Origin of the sequence: Labilibaculum manganireducens (assembly GCF_002843385.1) — a bacterium.
In the GTDB taxonomy this organism is placed as follows: Bacteria; Bacteroidota; Bacteroidia; order Bacteroidales; family Marinifilaceae; genus Labilibaculum; species Labilibaculum manganireducens.
In genome coordinates this window covers 25,835-48,756 of the sequence record NZ_MVDE01000037.1, presented here as the reverse complement: position 1 = coordinate 48,756, position 22,922 = coordinate 25,835, and the positions used below count along the sequence as shown (strand labels likewise).

Annotated in this window: 20 protein-coding genes, 1 tRNA gene and 1 riboswitch; of the genes, 9 read left to right on the top strand and 12 right to left on the bottom strand. The window is 36.2% G+C overall.

From position 1 onward, the window contains the following. Positions 1–338: 338 nt before the first annotated feature. The 9 genes from BZG01_RS17980 to thrA all read right to left on the bottom strand — a co-directional run bounded on the left by BZG01_RS17980 (position 339) and on the right by thrA (position 11,542). Positions 339–2,303 carry a dipeptidyl-peptidase 3 family protein gene (locus BZG01_RS17980; protein WP_101311230.1) on the bottom strand — a complete coding sequence of 655 codons (1,965 nt, stop codon included), beginning with the start codon at positions 2,301–2,303 and terminating at the stop codon, positions 339–341. Positions 2,304–2,308: 5 nt separating this feature from the next. Further along, complete coding sequence (locus tag BZG01_RS17975; protein ID WP_101311229.1) at positions 2,309–3,118, bottom strand: hypothetical protein; 810 nt, start codon at positions 3,116–3,118, stop codon at positions 2,309–2,311. Positions 3,119–3,168: 50 nt separating this feature from the next. Then, complete coding sequence (locus tag BZG01_RS17970) at positions 3,169–4,362, bottom strand: aspartate aminotransferase family protein (protein ID WP_245870418.1); 1,194 nt, start codon at positions 4,360–4,362, stop codon at positions 3,169–3,171. 54 nt (positions 4,363–4,416) lie between these two features. After that, entirely contained in the window at positions 4,417–5,124 is a 708-nt protein-coding gene (locus BZG01_RS17965; RefSeq protein WP_101311228.1) for a LytR/AlgR family response regulator transcription factor, read from the bottom strand. A 169-nt stretch (positions 5,125–5,293) separates the two neighbouring features. Beyond that, entirely contained in the window at positions 5,294–5,977 is a 684-nt protein-coding gene (locus BZG01_RS17960; protein ID WP_101311227.1) for a TrmH family RNA methyltransferase, read from the bottom strand. Between the two features lie 74 nt (positions 5,978–6,051). Further along, positions 6,052–6,324, bottom strand: a complete 273-nt coding sequence (locus BZG01_RS17955) for an HU family DNA-binding protein (RefSeq protein ID WP_101311226.1) — start codon at positions 6,322–6,324, stop codon at positions 6,052–6,054. A gap of 469 nt (positions 6,325–6,793) precedes the next feature. Beyond that, entirely contained in the window at positions 6,794–8,089 is a 1,296-nt protein-coding gene (gene thrC, locus BZG01_RS17950; protein ID WP_101311225.1) for a threonine synthase, read from the bottom strand. 65 nt (positions 8,090–8,154) lie between these two features. Beyond that, positions 8,155–9,081 carry a homoserine kinase gene (locus BZG01_RS17945; protein WP_101311224.1) on the bottom strand — a complete coding sequence of 309 codons (927 nt, stop codon included), beginning with the start codon at positions 9,079–9,081 and terminating at the stop codon, positions 8,155–8,157. 25 nt (positions 9,082–9,106) lie between these two features. Continuing rightward, positions 9,107–11,542, bottom strand: coding sequence for a bifunctional aspartate kinase/homoserine dehydrogenase I (gene thrA, locus BZG01_RS17940; RefSeq protein ID WP_101311223.1), 2,436 nt, complete (start codon positions 11,540–11,542; stop codon positions 9,107–9,109). Positions 11,543–12,195: 653 nt separating this feature from the next. Between thrA and BZG01_RS17935 the strand changes: the two genes are divergently transcribed. After that, entirely contained in the window at positions 12,196–12,927 is a 732-nt protein-coding gene (locus BZG01_RS17935; protein WP_101311222.1) for a hypothetical protein, read from the top strand. A gap of 137 nt (positions 12,928–13,064) precedes the next feature. Then, positions 13,065–13,715 (top strand): HAD family hydrolase, encoded by a 651-nt coding sequence (locus tag BZG01_RS17930; RefSeq protein ID WP_101311221.1) that lies wholly within the window; start codon positions 13,065–13,067, stop codon positions 13,713–13,715. A gap of 26 nt (positions 13,716–13,741) precedes the next feature. Here BZG01_RS17930 and BZG01_RS17925 read toward each other — a convergent pair whose 3' ends face one another. Further along, on the bottom strand, positions 13,742–14,677 hold the full coding sequence (locus tag BZG01_RS17925) for a cation diffusion facilitator family transporter (RefSeq protein WP_101311220.1): 936 nt from the start codon (positions 14,675–14,677) through the stop codon (positions 13,742–13,744). A 250-nt stretch (positions 14,678–14,927) separates the two neighbouring features. Then, a riboswitch (molybdenum cofactor riboswitch) is annotated at positions 14,928–15,069 on the top strand. Positions 15,070–15,183: 114 nt separating this feature from the next. Between BZG01_RS17925 and BZG01_RS17920 the strand changes: the two genes are divergently transcribed. The 7 genes from BZG01_RS17920 (at position 15,184) to BZG01_RS17890 (ending at position 20,915) form a co-directional block, all read left to right on the top strand. Further along, a complete protein-coding gene (locus BZG01_RS17920) occupies positions 15,184–15,729 on the top strand; it encodes a hypothetical protein (RefSeq protein ID WP_101311219.1) in 546 nt (181 codons plus the stop codon). A 4-nt stretch (positions 15,730–15,733) separates the two neighbouring features. Further along, positions 15,734–16,909 (top strand): molybdopterin molybdotransferase MoeA, encoded by a 1,176-nt coding sequence (locus BZG01_RS17915; RefSeq protein ID WP_101311218.1) that lies wholly within the window; start codon positions 15,734–15,736, stop codon positions 16,907–16,909. Beyond that, positions 16,866–17,693, top strand: a complete 828-nt coding sequence (locus tag BZG01_RS17910) for a GTP 3',8-cyclase MoaA (protein ID WP_218973158.1) — start codon at positions 16,866–16,868, stop codon at positions 17,691–17,693. Before BZG01_RS17915 ends, BZG01_RS17910 begins: the two co-directional genes overlap by 44 nt. Positions 17,694–17,743: 50 nt before the next feature. After that, complete coding sequence (gene moaC / locus BZG01_RS17905) at positions 17,744–18,202, top strand: cyclic pyranopterin monophosphate synthase MoaC (RefSeq protein WP_101311216.1); 459 nt, start codon at positions 17,744–17,746, stop codon at positions 18,200–18,202. 12 nt (positions 18,203–18,214) lie between these two features. Further along, a complete protein-coding gene (locus BZG01_RS17900) occupies positions 18,215–19,156 on the top strand; it encodes an MOSC domain-containing protein (RefSeq protein ID WP_101311215.1) in 942 nt (313 codons plus the stop codon). Between the two features lie 145 nt (positions 19,157–19,301). Next, positions 19,302–19,386 (top strand) — tRNA-Ser (locus tag BZG01_RS17895). A gap of 311 nt (positions 19,387–19,697) precedes the next feature. Then, complete coding sequence (locus BZG01_RS17890) at positions 19,698–20,915, top strand: site-specific integrase (protein WP_101311214.1); 1,218 nt, start codon at positions 19,698–19,700, stop codon at positions 20,913–20,915. A gap of 102 nt (positions 20,916–21,017) precedes the next feature. On the opposite strand, the gene BZG01_RS17885 is transcribed toward BZG01_RS17890, so the two are convergent. Beyond that, on the bottom strand, positions 21,018–21,857 hold the full coding sequence (locus BZG01_RS17885; RefSeq protein WP_101311213.1) for a hypothetical protein: 840 nt from the start codon (positions 21,855–21,857) through the stop codon (positions 21,018–21,020). Beyond that, the gene (locus BZG01_RS17880; RefSeq protein ID WP_101311212.1) at positions 21,832–22,800 is read right to left on the bottom strand and encodes a type IV toxin-antitoxin system AbiEi family antitoxin; all 969 of its coding nucleotides are present in this window, start codon (positions 22,798–22,800) and stop codon (positions 21,832–21,834) included. The genes BZG01_RS17885 and BZG01_RS17880 overlap by 26 nt, the downstream gene beginning before the upstream one ends. Positions 22,801–22,922: the final 122 nt, after the last annotated feature.

The window sequence follows — 22,922 nt, the reverse complement described above, 5'->3', positions numbered from 1 at the left end:
TTTGTTGTTTTGGACAACAGGTTATGAGATCTCTCGGGATAAGATAACGTACTTTCGTCACGTCCTACTTGATTTACTCTTAGTGGTTACGGTTGACTTTTGGGTTTTCCCAATCCATAGCTCGGTTACCCACACTAATAAGCCTTATATCAAGTTTCTGTTCGTTAGAACGATGACTTTGCTGATGGCTTCCTTCAGATTTGGGGTCGCCCCCAACACCCTTGCCAATTGCTAGTTCTTCCTGTCAACTCGGCGAACTCAAGAACGTTTCATCTTGATAGCACGTTACCATGCCCGACATACTAAAAAAAGGAGATGAAAAAATCATCTCCTCAATCTTAATTTATATTAGGCAGAAAAGAATATCTCTCTCCATATTGAAGCATCTGCTCCATAAAATCCATTGGATATGATATCTTCACATCAACAATTTTGTCGTCTTCGTAAACAGGATGATAATCTGGATTAATAAAACCGGCATAAGCAGCCAGATTCAGTTTTTCAAATCGTGCCTTTACTTCTTTATGCAATTCGGAATCTACCTTCACGGCGTAATCTTCAACCAGACGTTTACCAGCCTTAAAATCCCCTTCCGATTTTATTCGTTGTACTTCTTTCAATAAATCTCCGAATAGTGTTCTCAGTTTCTGATAGTCATTCACTACATAGTAGGTCTTCCCAGCTTCATGAATCTTCTCAATCACTTTATCAGCTTCTCCTTTTTCAAAAACCCACTTGGCAATTAACTGACGATTTCTCATGTGCGATTCCTCAATCTCTTTTCCCAACTCAATTCTGGTCAGCTGAGTAATTAATCCATTGCGAATGTACCCGTCGTATTCAGCTTTGGCAACCTCCAAACCTGGCATTAATCCCAAGTCTACCATTTTAGGATCCATCATGTAATACAAAGCAAATAAATCAGCACGGGCCTCTTCCAAAGTAGAATGGTAATTTTTCAATGCATCCATCCCCACACCAGGCAACAACTGTCCCGAACCGTGTCCAAGACATTCGTGCAAGTCGGTATGCAGGTTTCCTCCCAAATATCCATGCTCTTTCGCACGTGCAACTTCCTCTTTGCTATAGGCGAATTCGTCAATCATTCCGCTTTTTAAAGACGACTGATGGTAGGCATGCGTAATATTATCAATGGTAACAGACTTACTTCCATGCTCTTTACGAATCCATTCTGCATTTGGTAAATTAACCCCAATAGGCGTTGCCGGATGACAATCGCCACCCAACATCGCAACGATAATTACCTTTGCACTCACTCCTTTCACCTCTTTTTTCTTGAATCGTTCATCAACAGGAGAGTGATTCTCAAACCATTGTGCATTATCGGAAATAATCACAGCTCTTTTGGTGGCTTCAATATCTTTAAAATTAACGATAGATTCCCAACTGCCTTTAATCGCCAAAGCATCACCATACACTTCAATAAAACCGTTCACTACATCCACATGAGCATCTAAATCTTTCACCCATAAAATTGAATATTCATCGAAGGCTTTTAAATCGCCGGTTTTATAAAATTCCACCAGTTTCACCAAGGATTCTCTTTGAAGTTCACTATCCGCAACAGGAATTGCTTTCTCCAGCCAAAACACAATTTTTTCGATGGCCTCGGAATACATTCCTCCCACTTTCCATGTTTTTTCAATCAGCTCCCCATTCTCCTTCACCAACTTGGAATTCAAACCTGCAGAAATTGGTCTTTCCGGATCTCCCTTTTCCATTTTGGCATAAAAATCTTCCGCCTCCTTCTCACAAACTCCCTCATAATAGTTATTTGCAGAATCCTTTATTAAATCCAGTTCAGGACTCAAAACCACACGTTTTGCATCTACATCTTCATCGAACAAAACAGGAACCAATCTGGTCAGCAAACCAACAACATCTTCTCCTTCCAACAAAGGCAGTAATTCATAATTTGTATTGCTCAGCAACTCTCCAAAGTACTCTTCAGAGAATTCAGGCATGAACTTATCCATCGAATAATGATGATGAATTCCGTTTGAGAACCAAACTCTCTTGGCATAAACCAAAAAGCTTTTGAATTCATCCGATTCCCGATCGCCATCGTATGATCTAGCAATAGCCTCCAAAGTACGGCGAATGCTAAGGTTATTTTTATTGTTTTGATCGAACAGAATATCGCGGCCACAACGCGCTGCTTCCGCCAGATAATAAATCAATTCTTTCTGACTCAAACTTAGTTCCCCGAATCCGGGAACCTGGTATCTTAATATCTTTATATCAGCAAACTGCTCTGTTTGATATTGGAATATTTCACTCATTTCTATTACTTATTTCTTACATCAATATTTTCAACCAATACCCATTTACCTTTCTGATACTCGAGTGCATCGTAAGAAAAATCAGGTCCGTAATATTCAAATTGATTCTGATAAACTGGCAATGACGGTGCCAAATGATCAAATACAATTCTTTTATCTTTTTCGTTGTATTGAATAGTCATTCTTGCCTGTTTGGCGTATTCGAAAACTATTCTGTCTAAAGTTTTTCCTTTCCAGATAATCACCGGCATACCAAAAGTAACTTGTCCTTTCTCATCAAAACTGAGCACTTCAACAAGCTTCTTGTTGGTTCGGAAATCATTTCCATCCCATCCCAACAGGAAATAAGAATTACCAGATTTTGCCTTAAACGGTATAATCTGATAGTAAAGCGCTCCCGGCCAATTTACTGCCGGGTATTGATGAAACATATCAGCGACAAGCTTCGAATCATGCAAAACCTCAACCTGAATTGATTTCTTCAGTTTAATTTGCAACAGCCCAAAATATTGGTAAGTCCCATCATCCAAAACACAATTCCAATTAAAAATCCGAAATTTCTGATCGGGAGAAATCAACTTACCCATTTTTGATAGTTCTAAAAACGGATAATCAAAACTCTGTTCTTCAACCAATACATCCGAAAATATTTTTTCGATTTCAGAACAGATACTCAATTTTAAAGAATCAGTATCAGCCAGAATTAAACTATCAAACTCAGATTTTATTTTTTGTTCCTTCTCCAATAAACTAATCTGCGAAAAAAGACTCGAAGACCCGAGTAAGACAAAAAACACAAGTAATAATTTTCTCATCCATCTATTTTTGAATATTCTTACAGGAACAGCATCAATTCCGTGAAATATTATTTTTTCACCTTATTCATTGCCTCAATTAGTAAATCCGAGGCATGATGAATTTCCTCATCAGTAATATTTAAGGGGGGTGCAATTCGAAAAGCTCCGGCACAAAATAAGAAAGGATCCATAATAACACCCAACTCATATGCTTCTTTCATAATAGCAAGCATGATCTCCTGAGATTCTACAATTACAGCAATAAACAGTCCCAACTGTCGAAATCCTTTCACCATTGGATGATCTTTTAGCAAAGTCACAAAAAGTTCTCCTTTGCGCTGAACATCATCAACAATATTTTCCTCCAAAAGTACTTCCAAAGCAGCCTTAGCAGCTGCACAACAAACCGGATGTCCTCCAAAAGTGGTAATGTGTCCCAACATTGGATTGCTCTTGAACGTGTCTAGTATCTTTTTATCCGATATAAAAGCTCCAATTGGCATTCCGCCTCCCATTGCCTTCGCCAGACAAAGAATATCGGGAACAACATCGAAATGCTCAAATGCAAAAAGTTTTCCTGTTCGTCCAAATCCCATTTGAACCTCATCAAAAATCAGTAAAGCCCCTTTTTCGGTACACCTTGCCCGCAAAGCCTGAATAAATTCTTTGGTTGGAATAATCATTCCCCCTTCGGACTGGATGGGCTCCAAAATAACACAGGCTGTTTTATTGGTTATTTGCTCTAAATTCAAAATATTTCCAAATTCAATAATTCGAATGTCCGGCAATAATGGACGAAAGGCATTTTTCAATTCCTCGTCGCCCAATACACTTAAAGCTCCATGAGTACTTCCGTGATATGCATTTCTAAAAGTAATTATTTCAGACCTACCGGTATATCTCTTAGCCAATTTTAAAGCTCCCTCATTAGCTTCACTCCCCGAATTCACAAAGTAAACCGAATTTAAACTCTCTGGCAGATTATCGGATAAGAGCTTGGCCAATTGAACCTGAGGAGATTCAATGAACTCACCATATACCATTAAGTGCATATATTTATCAACCTGATCTTTAATGGCCTGACGAACACGAGGATGCCCGTGCCCAAGGTTACTAACAGAAACGCCCGATACGAGATCCAAATATGGCTTTCCATCCGGGCTGTACATATATATACCTTCTGCCCTCTCTATTTCCAATGCAATAGGAAAATCAGAGGTTGTAGCTACATGCTGCAGAAATAATTGTCGATTTGTAATCATAAACAGAATTTTTATTTAAATACAAAATTCAATAAAAATCCTGCCATAAAAAAACTATCGTGTCATTAAATTAATATCTCCTAATAATTTATCACGATATGATTTTCCGATAGGAATTGCTTTAGACCCACTTTCGGTTTCAATCACAACTGAATTATCTTCAATCACTCCAATTTTGCTCAAATTAACGATATATGAACGGTGGATTCTTGAAAAACGAGTAGAGGGCATCTTTTCTTCGATGGCCTTCATGGTAAAATGTATTGTATATTTTTCATGATAAGAATTTACAACAACATAATTTTCAAGAGCTTCAATCCATAAAATATCATCGTAATTCAAACGAACCAATGCCGAATTACTTTTTATAAAAATCTCATTCTTATCCTGCATAAAACTTTCGCTGTTTTTATAGCGACGGTTTGCCTTACTAACCGCTTTAAAAAACCGACTGTAACTAATAGGTTTTAATAAATAATCAGTAACATCATACTCAAAAGCTTCCAAAGCATACTGTTCTTTTGAAGAGATAATAATAATTTGCGGTGTAGTACTTAAGCTATTTAAAAATTCCATGCCACTCATTTCCGGCATTTCAATATCTAAAAATATCAAATCAACAGGTTCGTTTTTTTTGATATTATTTATCGCTTCAATTGCACTTGGGTAGGATGCTCCAAATGTTAGGAAGTCTGTTCTTTCAATATAACTTTCAACAACTTTTCTCGAAAGCTTATCATCGTCAATTACAACACAATTCATATAGTGGTAGTTAATTTTTATTCAAAAATAGGTAAATAAATCATATTTATCTATGGCAAGGTAGTTTTCATCAAAAATAACAATCTTTTTACCATTTCCGAAATATTTAACCAAAATATTCCCTTTCACAAAACTTAACTTAATATAATTTTTTTTCAAATTGGTTATTTTATTGCTTCTTTTTTAGAAATTTACCGAGAAGCTCATCCCCCGATCTTACAGATCGCACCAACCAATCTAATTTCAACTCCAGCTTTTCATACTCAGACAATTGCCAATAAATATCCGATCGCCGAAGCTCCGTAGCAAGATGATTTAGTACTATAGCCGCAGAAACCGATATATTAAAACTTTCCGTAAAACCATACATTGGAATTTTCACAAATTCATCGGCATTATTCATTACTTCATCCGACAATCCAGTCAGTTCCGTTCCAAAGAAAAATGCAGCTTTCCCCTTAGTCAGATCAAAATCGGGTAAAAGAATATCATTTGAATGAGGACTTGTTGCAATAATTCTATATCCCTGATTTTTTAATTTCGTAATTGTACTTAAGGTATTTCTTTCTTCTTTATTGTATCTGTGCAAATTCATCCACTTTGACGCTCCCATTACAACATCAGGATTTAAATGATATTCATTGTGATTTTCAATAACATGCAAATCCTGAACACCAAAACAATCGCATGAACGAATTACGGCACTGGCATTTTGAGCTTGAAAAATATCCTCCAAAACCAAGGTTATATATCTTGTTCTGTTTTCAATATTTTTATCCAGTAGTCCGATGCGCTTTTCACTGGTAAAACCTTCCAAAAAATGAATCGATTCCTGCAATAACTTCTTCTCCATCCACAAAAAATTAGGAATAAAAAAAAGGAGGTATTATTGATACACCCCCTCTAACATCTTTTGACAACAATTATCTATTGTACAGAGTCTGCTAATTCAGAACCAGCCTTAAATTTGATAACTTTTTTTGCTGGAATATTGATTGGTTTACCAGTTTGAGGATTTCTACCGGTTCTAGCATCACGCTTAGAAACAGAAAATGAACCAAATCCTACTAGTGCTACTCTATCATCACTTTTTAATGCCTCAGTAGTAGTTTCAATGAAAGCATCTAATGCTTTTTTAGAATCAGCTTTAGTCAAACCAGCTTTGCTTGCAATTGCATCAATTAATTGAGCTTTGTTCATAACTTTATAAAATTTTAGGGTTAAAAATTGCTTTTAAATTTGAATCATATACAAATATAAAGGATTTCTGATGGTTTGCAAATTTCCGATAAGAAAAAATAAGAAATTTAACCTTTCAAAGATCGAAACATAATAAAACTATAAATTTTCAAGCTATTCCCCGTAAACAATAAAGAGAAGAATGTGAATTAAATCATAACTCTATTTAAAGGTCTTTCTTATTTAACTGATTTACTAAAATGCTTTATTCACTAACATTTAATATGACATGCCAACAATAAACCTAAACCTCAACATCACACACACAAACAACTAATATTCAGCACTATAATTAGATTTAAAGAATATAAAACCATCATCACAATCTCCTGTATATTTCATTAAAATGTATTACACAATGATATGCATCATTATAAGATGATTGGAAACAAAAGGCTGTTCATAAATAATGACAGCCTTTCGGGAGATCCTATTTAAGCAAAAGGAAGCTTTTAAACTCTGAAAAATCCTTACTTATTAAAATACTCTTTTTTTCTTTTCCCAAACACTGCTGAAGATAATCCGGAACTCTTATTTCAGTATTAAGTACCTTTTCAACTGTATCCTTAAATTTTGCCGGGTGCGCTGTTTCCAAAAAAACACCTACCTCACTATCCGTATTTAAGTATCTTTTCAAACCCAGATATCCAACGGCACCATGTGGATCAAGAATGTACTTATTCCTACTATATACATCTGCTATTGCCTCTTGAGTTTCCTCATCTGAAAACCACGCTCCCTTTACATCCTTAACAATGTCAAAATGTTTCTCCTGATACAATTCCATCATACGAGCAAAATTACTTGGAGCTCCAACATCCATAGCATTTGATATGGTTTGAACAGAAGCTTTAGGCTCATATTTCCCGGAACTTAAATAATCCGGTACAACCTTGTTTGTATTTGCTGATGCAATAAATGAATCGATTGGCAATCCCATTTGTTTTGCCAGCAATCCTCCTGTAAGATTTCCATAATTCCCGCTGGGAACTGAAAACACAACTTTTTTATCTGTTGGCTGCAATTGTGCCCAAGCGTAGAAATAGTAAAAACTTTGCGGTAACAAGCGAGCAATATTTATAGAATTTGCCGAAGTCAAACTCAATTCTGCATTCAAATCAGCATCTCCAAAAGCGGTTTTTACCAATGCCTGACAATCATCAAAAGTGCCGTCAACCTCAAGAGCTGTGATGTTTTGTCCCATAGTGGTTAATTGCTGCTCTTGAATCTTACTCACCTTTCCGGCAGGATATAATATAATCACCTTTACACCCTCGACACCTAAAAACCCATTGGCAACTGCACTGCCCGTATCTCCTGATGTTGCAACCAAAATGGTTACCTCTTCCTGATTCTGCTTTGCGAAAGCACTCAGACATCGGGACATGAACCTGGCACCTACATCTTTAAATGCGCAAGTTGGTCCGTGAAACAGCTCTAAAGTGTTAACACCATCTTCTATCGGCACAACTGGGATCGGGAAATTAAGTACCTCTTCGGTAATTTCCCTCAAATCAGAATCGGAAATGTCGTCACCAACGAAGTGTTTAGCCACTTCATATCCAATTTCAGGCAAACTTAATTCTGTCAATCGTTGAAAGAATTCATCTTCCAACTTTGGTATTGAAACCGGGAAAAACAAACCGTTATCCGGCGCAAGCCCTTTTATTACAGCTTCCTTAAAGCTATAACGTATATCTTTATTATTTGTACTAAAGTATTTCACAAGTCTATCCTTTCTTCAAGTTCCTGAATCAAAATCTATTCGATTTTTTAACTAATTACTTCCTGTTACAGAATTTTCACTCCACCTTCACTTACTTTGGACACGTATATTTTGTAATCCAAACCGGTACGTTTATAGACTGTATCCATAGCAGCAGCAATAACATCTGCAGACTCCTTTCCATTTGCCAATGCAAATACCGATGGTCCTGATCCGGAAATACTGCAACCCAATGCTCCTGCTTCCATTACGGACAGTTTCAATTCATCAAATTCAGGTATCAGCACCTTCCTTTGCGGCTCTACTATATGATCTTCAAGAGAACGTCCGATCAAATCATAATCTGCGGTATAAAGTCCGGCCATTAAGCCTGCCACATTTCCCCACTGACGAATTGCCTTTTTTAGAGGAATTTGGGGAGACAATATTTCCCGCGCTTCTTTGGTCTTGATTTCAATTTGTGGATGAATAACAGCACACCATAAATCTGCCGGTGGCTGAATATGAATTACATCCAGAGGATTGTATCCTCGAATCAGACAAAAACCACCAAGTGTTGCAGGAGCAACATTGTCAGCATGAACATCACCCGAAGCAACCTCCTCACCTTTCATGGCAAAATCAACCAGTTGCATTCTTGTATATGGCTTACCCAACAATTCATTTACTGCAACAACCGCACCTGCCGCACTTGCCGCACTAGATCCGATTCCACTTCCGGGCTTAATATTTTTAATCATCTCAACATCAAACCCCTGATTGCTTTCCAAATCATCCAATAAAGCCTGAATGGCGACACCTGCAACATTTTTCTTTGGATCAGTAGGAAGATCCTCATAATCCTTTACTGTTTGTATAATTATTTTATTCTGGTCATTTTTGGTAAGAATCATTTCATCGCCCACCCCATCGATGGCAAATCCTAATATATCGAACCCACAACCAACGTTGGAAACGCTACCCGGAGCAAAAACTTTCACACTATCTGACATGTTATTCAATTTTCTTTGTTGGTAATTAATTGCTGGTTATTCTAATGATATCGCCAAAAATTCCCGAAGCTGTAACTTCTGCTCCGGCTCCGGCGCCTTTAATAATCAATGGCTGATCGCTGTACCACTTCGTTTTTAACGAAATCACATTATCCTTACCATGTATATCGTAAAATGGATGATCGGGTGTAACCTCTTTAAGGCTTACATTGGCTTTGCCATTTGCAAAAGAAGCAATGTAACGGTACCTGATATTTTTTTCAGCCATCACAGTTCTCCATGCCTCAAAATGATCATTGTGAGCTTCGAGAGCGCGGATCAAATCAGCTGCTGTCTCTCCATTCAAACAAGATAATGGGATCATAGGCTCATGCTCTACATCCTTCACCTCTAACTTGTAGCCAGCTTCACGAGATAATATTAAAAGTTTTCTTAATACATCCATTCCGCTCAGGTCGATTTTCGGATCCGGTTCAGTAAATCCTTGCTCCATTGCCATTTTCACCGCTTCAACAAACGATTTACCATTATTAAACTCATTCATTATAAAGTTTAAGCTGCCAGATACAACAGCATCAATTCCAACAATTTTGTCGCCGGTATGAATCAGACTGTTAATTGTGCTAATCACCGGCAATCCAGCTCCAACATTGCTTTCGAACATGAATTCCACATTGTGCTTTTTTGCAGCCGCCTTAATTCTCAGGTAATTATCAAATTCGGATGAAGCTGCAATTTTATTGCATGCCACAATAGAAACAGTGGAGTTCAAAACCTGCTGATACACCTTACTTACAGCTTCGCTTGCGGTGATATCTACAAACACAGAATTTCTGAGGTTTGCCTGATCCATCCGCTTTACAAATTCCTGCAAATTGGCCACCTCTGATTCTTCCTCCAATTTCTGCTTCCAATTCTGAAGCATATTTTCATCCTTTGCAAAGCACATTTTCCGACTGTTGGTCACTGCACGAACAATCAATTGCAAACCTTTCTCTTCAAGAAGGTAATCGTATTGATTTTTAATGAATTCCAATAATTTCCCCCCTACATTACCTACTCCTGCAATGTACAGGTTCACTTTCTTATGAGTTGAGATGAAAAAATCCTCATGAATAACATTTAATACTTTTTTTACATCAAAGGTTGGAACCATGAAAGTAATGTTTAATTCATTACCGCCCTGAGCCATAGCCCTAATGTTCACTCCGTTTCTTCCAAGTACACTAAATACTTTTCCTGAAATCCCAGGAGTATATCCCATGTCCTCACCAACAACGGCTACAATTGACAAATCCTGCTCAACAGCCGGTTCATTTACCAAGTTCATTCTAATTTCCATTTCGAACTCGGAACGAACCGCTTCAATAGCCAACGCCCTATCACCCTCATTAATCCCAACACTCATACTCTGCTCCGATGAAGCCTGAGTAATTAGAACAACATTAATTTTATTCTGAGCCAAACAAGTGAAAAAGCGAGATGCAAATCCGCTTATACCAACCATTCCACTGCCCGAAAGAGTAAATAAATTAATGTTGTTGATTGAAGAAAGTCCTCGAACTATTGAACGTTCACTTTTAGGTGCAGAAGTGATCAGAGTTCCCTTTTCGTCGGGAGCAAACGTATTTTTAATGCGAACATTTATTTTGTTCTGCAATACCGGAATTAAGGTTGGAGGATAAATGACTTTAGCACCAAAATGAGAAAGTTCCATTGCTTCCTGAAAAGACATTTGCTCAATCGGCAAAGCCTGCGATACCAATCTTGGATCGGCAGTAAACATACCACTGACATCAGTCCAAATTTCCAACTCGCTGCATTTTAATCCTGCCGCCAAAATAGAAGCTGTGTAATCCGATCCGCCACGCCCAAGCAATGTCATTTCACCTTTTTGACCGGAAGCTATAAAACCGGGAAACAAAGCAACTTGAAATTCTACATCCTTAACGGCTTCCAAATTCTTATTGGTCTGCTCGCTATTTAGAAATACTCCTTTGCCATTCTGTGTTCTGATAAAGTCTCTGGAATCGAAAAGCACAGTATTCATCCCACATTGATTTAAATAGGCTGAAAAAATTAAAGATGATAATATCTCACCTGATCCCATTACGGAATTTTTCACCTTTTGCGAGATTTCTTCCAAAAGATAAACCCCTTGAAGTAGTTCTGCTATCTCATCAAATTTCTTTGATGTACCCAATTCTATTTCTGCTGGTAAATTAAGTTCATTAATTACTTGAAAATGCCTTTCCTTTACTTTAAAAAGGGAATTTTCATATTCTTTATTCCTATTGCTGGCCAGATTAATACATCTTTCCAGCTCGTCGGTAACTCCGCCAAAAGCTGAAACAACTACAACTTGCTTACAGTTGGCATAATTCCTTTTAATAATCTCCTGAACGCGCTTACAATTTTCTGAATTAGAAACTGAGCTCCCTCCAAATTTTAAAACCTTCATTGATTAATTTCTTAAGATAGATTCCCTTCCGTACAAATGTCCGGTTGTCCATCGGTTGATATAAATTTTGGTTAAATAGTTATTCTGCTTTATTATTAAGAATGCTCCGATAACACTAACTATTGAATAATCAGTTATTATACAAGGTACAAAATACCCTATGGTTTTTGAGCAATCAACTACTCACCTGTGGCGATATGTAAAAATTCAACCCCCTAAAGGGTTGTGGTTGTAGTTGTGATTATCGTAGGAATAGTACAAATAGAAGTTTCAGACATAGACATTCCCATGCTGGTTCCCAACATGTTCATTTCAATCGCTATGTTATTTATCTGTTTCAAAAAAGCTATTCCTCATCTTTAAGAGTTTCAAATATATGCTTTTTTTTTTCTTATCTGTATCATTTCAAAAGGATTCTTTCAAATTTTATTGCCCAATAATAATGCTGCAACCCAATGCAAACGATATTATTCTTCCTTTTTTTGCTTTTGCAGAAATACAATTCCAACAATTTTCATTGTGATTCCTCCTCAATTAGAACTAAAAACAAAATACCCATTACACCCTCAATATTAGATGTTTAATAAATTTTAATTAGAATTATTCTAAATAAAATTGTAAATTAAGTCTTTATTCACCAAAACAATATTATCATGAGAAAGAGAATAATTGGTTTAGCAATTGCTTTATGTTTCAGTTTTGCTGTTACAGCACAAACCAATGAGAAAGCAGAGAAAACAGTTGTTGAAAGTGTTTACATTCTGCCAAAAAAAGGAATGGCTGATGAGTTCGAAAAAGCAATTAAAGCTCACAATGAAAAATTTCATCCAAAAGGTGATTATGTGGCAGGTTTACGAAAAGTTGAATACGGTGATAAAGCCGGCTGGTATGTTTGGATTATGGGTCCCACAACATATGCTGCTCTGGATACCCGCCCGGCAAAAGAAAATGGTCATGAGGACGATTGGGATAAAACAGTAGAACCTCTGGTTCAAAAATATGGTCCAATCAATCTTTGGAATTACAACCCGAAATTATCTTTTGGAAAAGAAATTTTAATGAATGCCAAGTATTATGAAGCCTGGGCAATCGATCTGAAAAGAGGACAGTATTACCGTTTTGAAGCACTTGCTGAAAAATTAATGAAAACATCGGAGAAATTAGGATTTGCATTTCTAATTTTCAACAACCCATTACATACAAGCGAAAGTGCGGATGTTGGAATGATATGGGATTTTAAAAGCTATGCCGATTGGTCTTCGGATAGTGGATTTAAAAAAGAGTTTGAAAAACTATACGGAGAAGGATCATGGCAAAACATGTTCAATGAATGGATGGATATTACCAATGATTACAATGCTGAATTAAGAACCATCATTAGATAAATAAAACTTTAGAGCTTAAGTAGTTAATTGGAATTCTAATTAACTGCTTTTTTTATGCTCAATTTTTATTAGATTCCCTTTGCATACTTAACCTGAGTTTACAATATTTGTACTTCTTAAACTTAATACAGATTGTAATGATAAAAGGAGTAGTTTTTGACCTTGATGGCACACTGGCCAATTCAATTGAAGACATTGCCGATTCAATGAATGTTGTTTTAGCAGAAAAAGGATTTCCAACACATGACTATGATACGTACAAAACATTTGTTGGCCGCGGACTGAAAGCTCTGGTTGAAAATGCCCTGCCCGATTCTGTAAATGATGAATCTATATTAGAAGCCTGCTTTAACAGGATGATGATTGTTTATGATGAAAACTGCATTACTAAAACTTGTTTGTATCCCGGTATTGCAGAACTTCTTACCGAACTGCAGAAAAGAGATATTAAAATTGGCATATTCTCGAACAAAGCCAATGAGTTAACTCAGAAAGTAGTGAATGTTTTACTCGCTGACTGGACACTCGAAATGGTAATTGGTGCAGGTGGTGATATTCCAAGAAAACCAAATCCTAAAGGAGCAATACTTATTAGTACAAGAATGCGCATTGCTCCTGAAGAAATGATGTATGTCGGTGATTCGGGCGTTGATATGCAGACAGCAGAAAACTCGGGAATGTACGCAGCAGGCGTTTTATGGGGTTTCCGCGACATGGAAGAATTACTTGAAAACGGAGCAAAAATCCTTGTCGAAAACCCAATGGACTTGCTTAATTCATTCAATTAAGATATTAAATCGGGAAAGAAAATAGGCTAATGCGTATGTTTTCTTTCCTGACTTACAACACTCTCATCTTCGCAAAAACCATTTATTTCCGGCTGAAGTGTAACATGATTAATTTCAAATTCGTCTTGAAACATATGTTCCAATTTATGCAGCACCTCACTTACTTCACTCAAATTGATATCGTTTCTAAAACTAATGTGAGCTTCAAGATTAATCTGTTTATCATCCAGTTGCCATAGGTGCACATGATGCATATTTTCAATTTCCTCCAGCTCTTTAACTTTCAGAAGAATTTTGTCCAGATTGAGATGCACAGGAGCAAACTGCATAAGGATACGGATACTTTCCTTTACCAAGCCCCAACTCGAATAAACCAAATAGAGCGCAATGAGTATTGAAAGTACACTATCGATCCACGAAATTTCCCAAAGATACATTGCCAATCCTCCCAATACCACTGCAACCGATGATATCATATCCGATAACAAATGCAAATAAGCCGATCGCATATTAATATTATCCTTAGCATCCTTCTTTACCAATAACATGCTAAGCAAATTCAATAGAATTGACAATCCTCCCAGAATCATCACCAATCCTGATTCAATTTCCTGAGGTTCTGAAATCCGCTGGACAGCTTCCTTTAAAAGAAAAAATGCGATTACAGCTAAAGATATTGAATTAAACAAAGCGGCTAATATCTCAGCCCTTTTATATCCGAATGTTTGTTTTGCGGTTTGTTTACGACTCGATAATTTACTTGCAAACCAACTTATGATTAAAGCAAGAACATCACTAAAATTATGCATGGCATCAGACAAAAGAGCCAAGCTGCCCGACATAAATCCTCCTATAACCTGAGCAACTGTAATTCCTATATTCAGTAGAATTGCAATTCCCAAATTTCGCCCTTTTAAATCACTATGATCGTGATGCGCATGTCCATGATTCCCTTTTCCCATATTAGCCTCATTTAATAAGCTTATAAATATAGCAAGGAATTCTTTTTTTTAATCAAACTAATTATAAATTACAAAATAAATTCAGTTCTCTTTTCATTTAGAACACAATCGTTTCCATTTTAAATACTATAAGACCGCAGGCTTTCTATAGAAACCCCATTCTTAATAGAATAATGAAGCTTTGCATCATTTTTTTTGTCATCACACATACACATTTGTAGATTCATTAATATTTATATCTTTACCGTTGAAATAAAGTGATCTCCGAGTTTATAATTTCTAAACCACAACAAAACGGAACGAATTATAAACCGATGGGTAAATTGGGAAACGAATTTGCCTCCCGCTGGGCTTAAACCCTAAAATTGGAAAGGAGTGTTTTTGTGATTTAGTGTGATCCCGATAGTTAAGTAAATGTGCTTTGCCTTAGCAATTTATATACTGTTGAAACTAAAAACATAAGCCTCCGATTCTGAATTGAATTGGAGGTTTCTTATATTTAAGAAATGATAAGTAGTAAAAGGAACATATTATTAATTGCAGGAACCGGCAGAAACGTTGGGAAAACCCTATTTGCATGTCGATTGATAGAAAAATTGAAATGTGAAAATGAGTTGGTTTGTATTAAAATATCTCCTCACTTTCATGAATTAAACAAAGAATTAGAAATTATCAGCGAAACTGATAATTTTGTAATTGCAAAAGAAACTAGTAAAACAGGCAGTAAGGATAGCAATCGCTTGTTTCAGGCAGGAAGCAAAAAGGTTTATTACGTGCAGGCTAAAGATGATCATTTGCCTGAGGTTCTCTCCTTTTTCGAGAAAATACTTTCGGCAGAAACTCCTGTAATTTGTGAATCGGGAGGCATGCGGGATTTGATTGAACCAGGTTTGTTTCTAATGATCAACAAAGAAGACAATAAAAATATAAAAACCAGAGCTGTTGGTTATGGAAAATTAGCAGATAAATGGATTGAATTTAATGGTGAGAATTTCAATTTTACTGCAGATAACATTTCTTTTACTAATAATGAATGGAAAATAAAAAACTAACAATATGATTACGTTTCACGAGGCTTTAAAAACTGTAAAAAACGCCACTAAAAAGTTAGATACTGAGACTATCAATCTTGCAGATTGCTTGAATCGGGTTCTTGCAGAAGATGTTCTTTCAGACATGTCTATTCCGCCATTTAATAAGTCGGCTATGGATGGATATGCTTGTAAACAATCTGATTTGGCAAACAATCTTGAAGTTTTGGAGATTATCGCAGCAGGGTCTGCTCCAAGCAAAGCTGTCGGGAACAATCAGTGTTCCAAAATTATGACCGGAGCGATGGTGCCTGAAGGAGCCGACACAGTAATCATGATTGAACACACGGAAGAAATTGATAACACTCACATTCGTTTTACGAAAGACAAAACAAAATCGAATATTTGCCTTAAAGGGGAAGATATTTTAGAAAATGATGTCGTTCTAAAGAGAGGAACCCGATTAAAGGCTCAGCACATTTCTGTTTTGGCAAGTGTAGGATGCGCAAATCCACTCGTTTTCAGGCAGCCAAAAGTTGCGACAATTGCAACCGGAAGCGAATTGGTTGAACCAGACCAAAAACCGGAAATATCTCAAATTCGCAATGTAAACTCGTGGCAGTTGCAGGCGCAATTGCAAAAAATGGGCATTCGTGGCAATAGTCTCGGAATTATTTCTGACTCGAAAGAGGCTACTAAAGAAGCAATGGTAAAATGTTTGGAAGAAAATGATGTGCTTATTATTTCGGGTGGTGTTTCGGTTGGTGACTTCGATTACATTCCCCAAATTCTAAAAGAAATGGGTTTCAACATCTGGTTTCATACGCTTATGGTTAAACCCGGTAAACACACAGTATTTGCAACCTGTAAGGAGAAATATGTTTTGGGTTTACCAGGAAATCCGGTTTCCTCTTTCGTACAATTCGAATTACTCGGCAAACCATTACTTTACCGACTTATGGGGCATGATTACAACGCACCTATGGTACGAATGCCAATTGCATCAGATTACCAGCGAAAAAGAACTGACAGACTTGAATTTTTGCCCGTTCGCTTTAATGCTGACAATCAGGTTGTACCCATTAGCTATCATGGTTCAGCACACATTAATGCTTTTACTTTAGCCAATGGAATTATGGCAGTTCCAAGAGAGGTTGATGAATTTACGGAAGGAGAATTTGTTCATGTTAGACAATTATAACAGAAATATAAATTACCTGCGAATTTCGGTAACAGACCGATGCAATCTTCGATGTACTTATTGTATGCCCGAAGAGGGTATTGATTTAATGGCTCACGATGAAATATTGAGTTTTGAGCAGATTACCGATTTTGTGAAAGAAGCTGTTGCAAGTGGAATCACCAAAATACGACTTACCGGTGGCGAACCTTTGGTTAGAAAAGGAATTGTTGATTTGGTGCAGTTGTTATCTGATATTCCAGGTATTGGTGAAATTGCAATGACAACAAATGGCATATTACTTGATCAGTTTGCTGATCAATTAGCCAAAGCTGGCTTACAAAGAGTAAACATTAGTTTGGATACACTTAATCCTGAAAAATATAAGAAAATAACCCGTTTGGGTGATATCGAAGATGTTTTTAAAGGAATTAAAGCGGCTCAAAAGGCCGGATTGCATCCCGTAAAAATAAACTGTGTTCGCATGCTCGATGCAGATTTGGATGATCTGGAAAATTTACGCCAGTTTTGCAAGAGTAATAATCTGGAATTACGATTCATTAAACAGATGGATTTATCCACTGGAGAATTCTCTGTTGTTGAAGGTGGAAAAGGCGGTAACTGTTTGGAATGCAACAGGATTAGGCTTACTGCCAACGGAAAAGTAAAACCCTGCTTGTTTAATGCCAGCGAATTCGATAGTAAAGAATTAGGCAATAAAGAGGCAATCGATAAATCGATCAACCAAAAACCAGAGGCCGGCACTAAAAATAAAAACGGCAGTTTTTACGGTATTGGAGGTTAAAACAGTGAGCAGTAAACAGAGAGCAGTTATCAGTAAACAACATTTAATTTATGGGAGATTTTAGTCATATCGATAAGAATGGAAAAGCCAATATGGTTGATGTCGGACATAAAGCTCCGCAAATACGAGAAGCCAAAGCTGCTGGTATCATCCACTTAGAGGCTCGCACCATCGAATTAATAAAAGAAAATGCCCTTAAAAAAGGCGATGTATTAACTATTGCCGAAATAGCTGGTATTCAGGCGGCCAAACGTACCAGTGATTTGATTCCTCTCTGTCATACGCTTCAGATTACAAAGGCTGAAGTAAAGTGCAGTATTATTGAAAAGGGCGTTCAGGTAATTACCCGGGTAAAATGCATTGGCCAAACAGGAGTGGAAATGGAAGCGTTAACCGCTGCCAGCATCGCTCTGCTAACCATTTACGATATGTGCAAAGCTGTTGATAAATCAATGGTATTAGGCGAAATTGAGCTTATAGAAAAAACAAAAACCAATTTGAAGCAATAAAACACGATAAACATGAGCACAAAAGAAGTATCAGTACTCTCTGTAAATATATCTGAAAAAAAAGGCGTGATCAAAAAGCCTGTTGATTCCATAGAATTGAATTCACTTGGTGTTGTAAATGATGCTCATTCGGGAAATTGGCACCGTCAGGTTAGCTTGCTGGCCAAAGAAAGTATCGACAAATTTTCGGTACAAGCCAAACGCAATATCAATTTTGGAGAATTTGCCGAGAATATCACCACCGAAGGACTTTTACTTCATCTGACTGCTCCGCTTGATCGTTTCCATATAGGTGACATAATTTTGGAAGTGACTCAAATTGGAAAAAAATGTCACGGTGACAATTGCAGTATTTTTCGCGAAATAGGAAACTGTGTAATGCCAAAAGAAGGCATTTTTTGCAGAGTTTTAAACGGAGGTAATTTAAAAGCCGGTGATGTTCTTTGCTATCATCCTAGAGTAATAAAAACCATGGTAATCACTCTTAGCGACAGAGCCAGCCGAGGTGAATATGCAGATAAAAGTGGTCCGTTACTGGAGAAAATGGCTGAAGAGTTTTTCAAATCTAAAAACCGCCATTATCAAATAGAAAAATTCATTATTCCTGATCAAGAATCTGATCTTACCAATTTACTGGAAAAAGCAAAAAAAGAGGACTTCGATCTTGTTTTCACCACAGGTGGTACCGGGATTGGACCAAATGACATTACGCCTGATGTAGTAAAAAAACACATCACAAAAGAAATAACCGGAATTATGGAATTGATTCGGGTAAAATATGGAATGGAAAAGCCAAATGCATTGGTTAGTCGCGGCATTGCAGGTGTTATGAATAAATCTCTAATTTATACCATGCCTGGCAGTCCAAAAGCCGTAAATGAATACTGCCCGGAGATTTTTAAGACGATTGAACACTCACTTTACATGATGAATGAGTTGGATATTCATGGGTAATTAAAAATAATTGAATTGAAGATCAAGCTATTTCAAATAAATTACTCTCTGAAGTAAAATAATGTTTGGCTGCAAGTATTTTTTATTCTACATTTGCACCCGTTATCACAAGAGATAGCAGAGCAATTAGAGCTCAAAGTATATTGGAGAGATGGCAGAGTGGTCGAATGCGGTAGTCTTGAAAACTATTGTGCGGCAACGTACCGGGGGTTCGAATCCCTCTCTCTCCGCAATTTAGGAATCATCCTAATCCAAAAGACTGTAAATCCACTGATTTACAGTCTTTTCTATTTTCAGCCATTTCATTCTATTACATATAAAGTCAATAGGAAGGTGTACTCTACGGTGAACAAATTTCAGAATCCACTTTGTTCACCAATCTCATCATAACAAACTGAATCAAAACAGCTTAAATAAAATTAGGATTGAAAATATATTTTCAAAACTGCTGAATTTTCATTAGATTTACTAAACATCACCACTTTAATCCTACAAATCCTACTAAAAACTGCCCTGAATGATCTAATAATAATATCATAGTATGAATACATTTTCAACACTAAACATTAGTTTTCTCATTCGAAAAAACAGATCTAATAAGCTCGGAGAAGCCCCTATTTACATCCGTTTCTCTATAGACAATGAACGTGTTGAAATCTCTACAGGTAGATCTATTAATCCTCAAGACTGGGATAGCAAGCTCAGTAAAGCTATAACTAAGAAGAAAGGTGCTGGACAACTCAATAAATTTTTGGATGTCTTAAAAAATAGCATTTATGACCACCACACAGAGATGGTTAAAAATGGTGATCTAATCTCTGCAAAGAAGTTAAAAGCTCGCTTTTTGGGTATTGAGGAAAACAAAAGAACCTTAATCCAGGTCTTTGAATATCACAACAATCAAATAAAAGAATTGCAGGGCATTTCATATGCTGAAGCAACTGTAAAAAGATATATCACGACGCTTGACCATGTTAAAAGATTCCTAAAGTATCAATACAAAATAAATGATATCCCATTAACACGTCTTAAATATTCATTTATCATTGACTTTGAACACTATTTTAAAACAGTTAGAAAATGCAATAATAACAGCACCTATAAATATTTGAAAAATATGCGCAAGGTTATCAATCTTGCAATTAGAAATGAATGGTTGGATAAAGACCCATTTGCAAAATATCAAACAAAATTAATAGAGGTAAAAAGAGAATACCTTACTAAAGATGAATTACAGAAACTTGAAAACCTAAAATTATCCTTTCCTCGATTAGAGGTTGTCAGAGACATTTTTGTTTTCTCATGCTATACGGGTCTAGCCTATATTGATGTTTCAAACCTTACCAAGGAAAATATACGAATTGGAATAGATGGCAATTTATGGATTTTGTTGGAACGCGAAAAAACAAAAACACCATCAAATATCCCTATACTTCCACAAGCACACGATTTAATTAAGAAATATGTCGATCATCCTGCTAAAAAAACAGAGCATCATATCTTCCCGAGTTTTAGCAACCAAAAACTAAATGCTTATTTAAAGGAGTTAGCGGATCTTGCATCAATTAATAAAAATTTAACCTTTCATATCGCTAGGCATACTTTTGCTACTACAATTACTCTTGCCAATGGTGTCCCCATTGAATCGATCAGTTCAATGCTTGGTCATAAGAATATTCGTACCACTCAGATTTATTCAAAAGTAGTTAATGAAAAAGTAAGCAAAGATATGAGTAAACTTAAAAGAAAGCTTCGATAAAAGTAATTATCACATAGTCTATAAACCTGTGTTAGATAAGTGAATTATTAAGACTCTATTGTGATATCACATGATCCTTTACTGGAAAGACAATATTTTATATTATTCTGAAATTCCTCTTTTTAACTCTTGCAAGATTTGATAGGCGTATTCGATGTCCCATTCACGGTCATAAGTCCAATGTCTAGCAATCACAGAAGATTCGGGTGAAATTAAATTCCCATCCATTAATTGTATGATTTTTACCTTAAGTGGATCCGACTTTTGAAGGAATTGCTTTGTTTTTCGACCTAAAATTCTAGCAGAAATTTTTAGTTGATCAAATTCATTATCACCTTCAGGAAAGGTATCATTGTGAAACTCTACGATCTCATCATAATTGAAATCAAAATAATGCTCAATTATCGTTAAGATATCATACAGATCACTATCCCTTTCTTCAGGGCGATCACTCCATGCGACCAGCTTTAGAATTACCATTCCAGGTAATGGTGGAATTTGAGCAATTTTATCCTCAATGAATACTTGAGTTGAGGCTGCCAGAACTTCTTTAAAACCTACAAGATGTAAATCGGATTTACGATCAATAAAATCTTGCGTATCATGCTCTTCAATTTCACCAAAAGGAAGAATATCAATTGCAACATTGAATTTTTCGGAATAAACGGTCCAAGGTGCTTTCACCCTATTAAATCCTCTTTCCTCTAAAAGATTAATTAAATCGTCGTAATCAGAGAGGGAAGAGAGCATAATAGCAAAATCGATATCCTTGGTACCTCTACAAGGTGGGATTCCTTTTTTTAACAACTCTAAAGCCATAGCATTGGCTCCTATCAAGTAATAAGGCATCTTTTGAAGTCTCATTACTTCATCAATAATATCAAATACTTCTTTAAAATAAGGTATTGCAAGCTCCTTATAAGTTTGGTTGGATGTATTCATCAAAAATCATTTGTGCTGTTTCACGGCAACGTTTATTGTCTTGACTGATCAAATCAGCATAAACTAATAAGTAAGGAACCGTTTTATTCGTTTCTTTATTTTCCCAAAACATATCGTATACCTCTACGTTACCATTTTTATCTGGAACTAAATGATACTTCCGTATCAAATTATTAGCGCTTTCTTTAGTATAAATCGTAAATTTTTCTGGTCTCAGATATTGCGTTAGTATATCACCTGCTGGTTCACCTCCCCAAAGTGTTTCATTGTCCTCAAACTCTATTTCTTGCCAATCTTTACGAAATTTGAATTTTCCTCGAAAGATAATAGGCTTTAAGGTAGTTTCATATTCAGTCATCCATCTCTCCAACAACTCTTTTTTATTGTCCCAGATTAATTCCCTCTTGTTAAGTCTTAAAACAAAACCGGTATCTTTCAAACCATTTATCACCTGAGGAATATTACCTAATGCAACATTGGTGGTTTCAGCAATAGTACGATGTGTCTTGTTTAATAAGTTTTCTTTTATCAGTAATTGAAATAGAACTTTCAACCCTGTTTTTGTAAAAGCTCTGTTTCCTGTTGATTTTGTATCAGGCTTCACTTTATTGGTATCAATCCAAATCAGCTTTTCCCCTCTGCTCAAATATAGATTACCAGATTCTTCCAGATAGGCAATATTCTGTTTTCTCAGCTGCTTCTTTACTTCCGGAAATATTCTGTGAGCCACAATCATATAGTTCTCATATTTCTGATTGTTTAATCGAATACTTTCAAGTTGATACTGTCGAATTTCTTGTTTTATTTCGATGATACAACTTAGTTCATGTCCTTGAGTATTGAGAAATAATATCCCATCCAAGTCCCTCCCACTTTCCCAATAGGCTTGAATCCCATTATTATCAATGAGATTCTGAGTTAATTGTTGGATAATAAATTCCATGTTCACAATTTTATAGTGTTCACGAAACGTGAACGTTTAATATTTGTGAACAAATGTATAAAAAAACTATCTCATATACAATATTACTGTATTTACTAGATCGCTGTTTACTACGAAAGTAT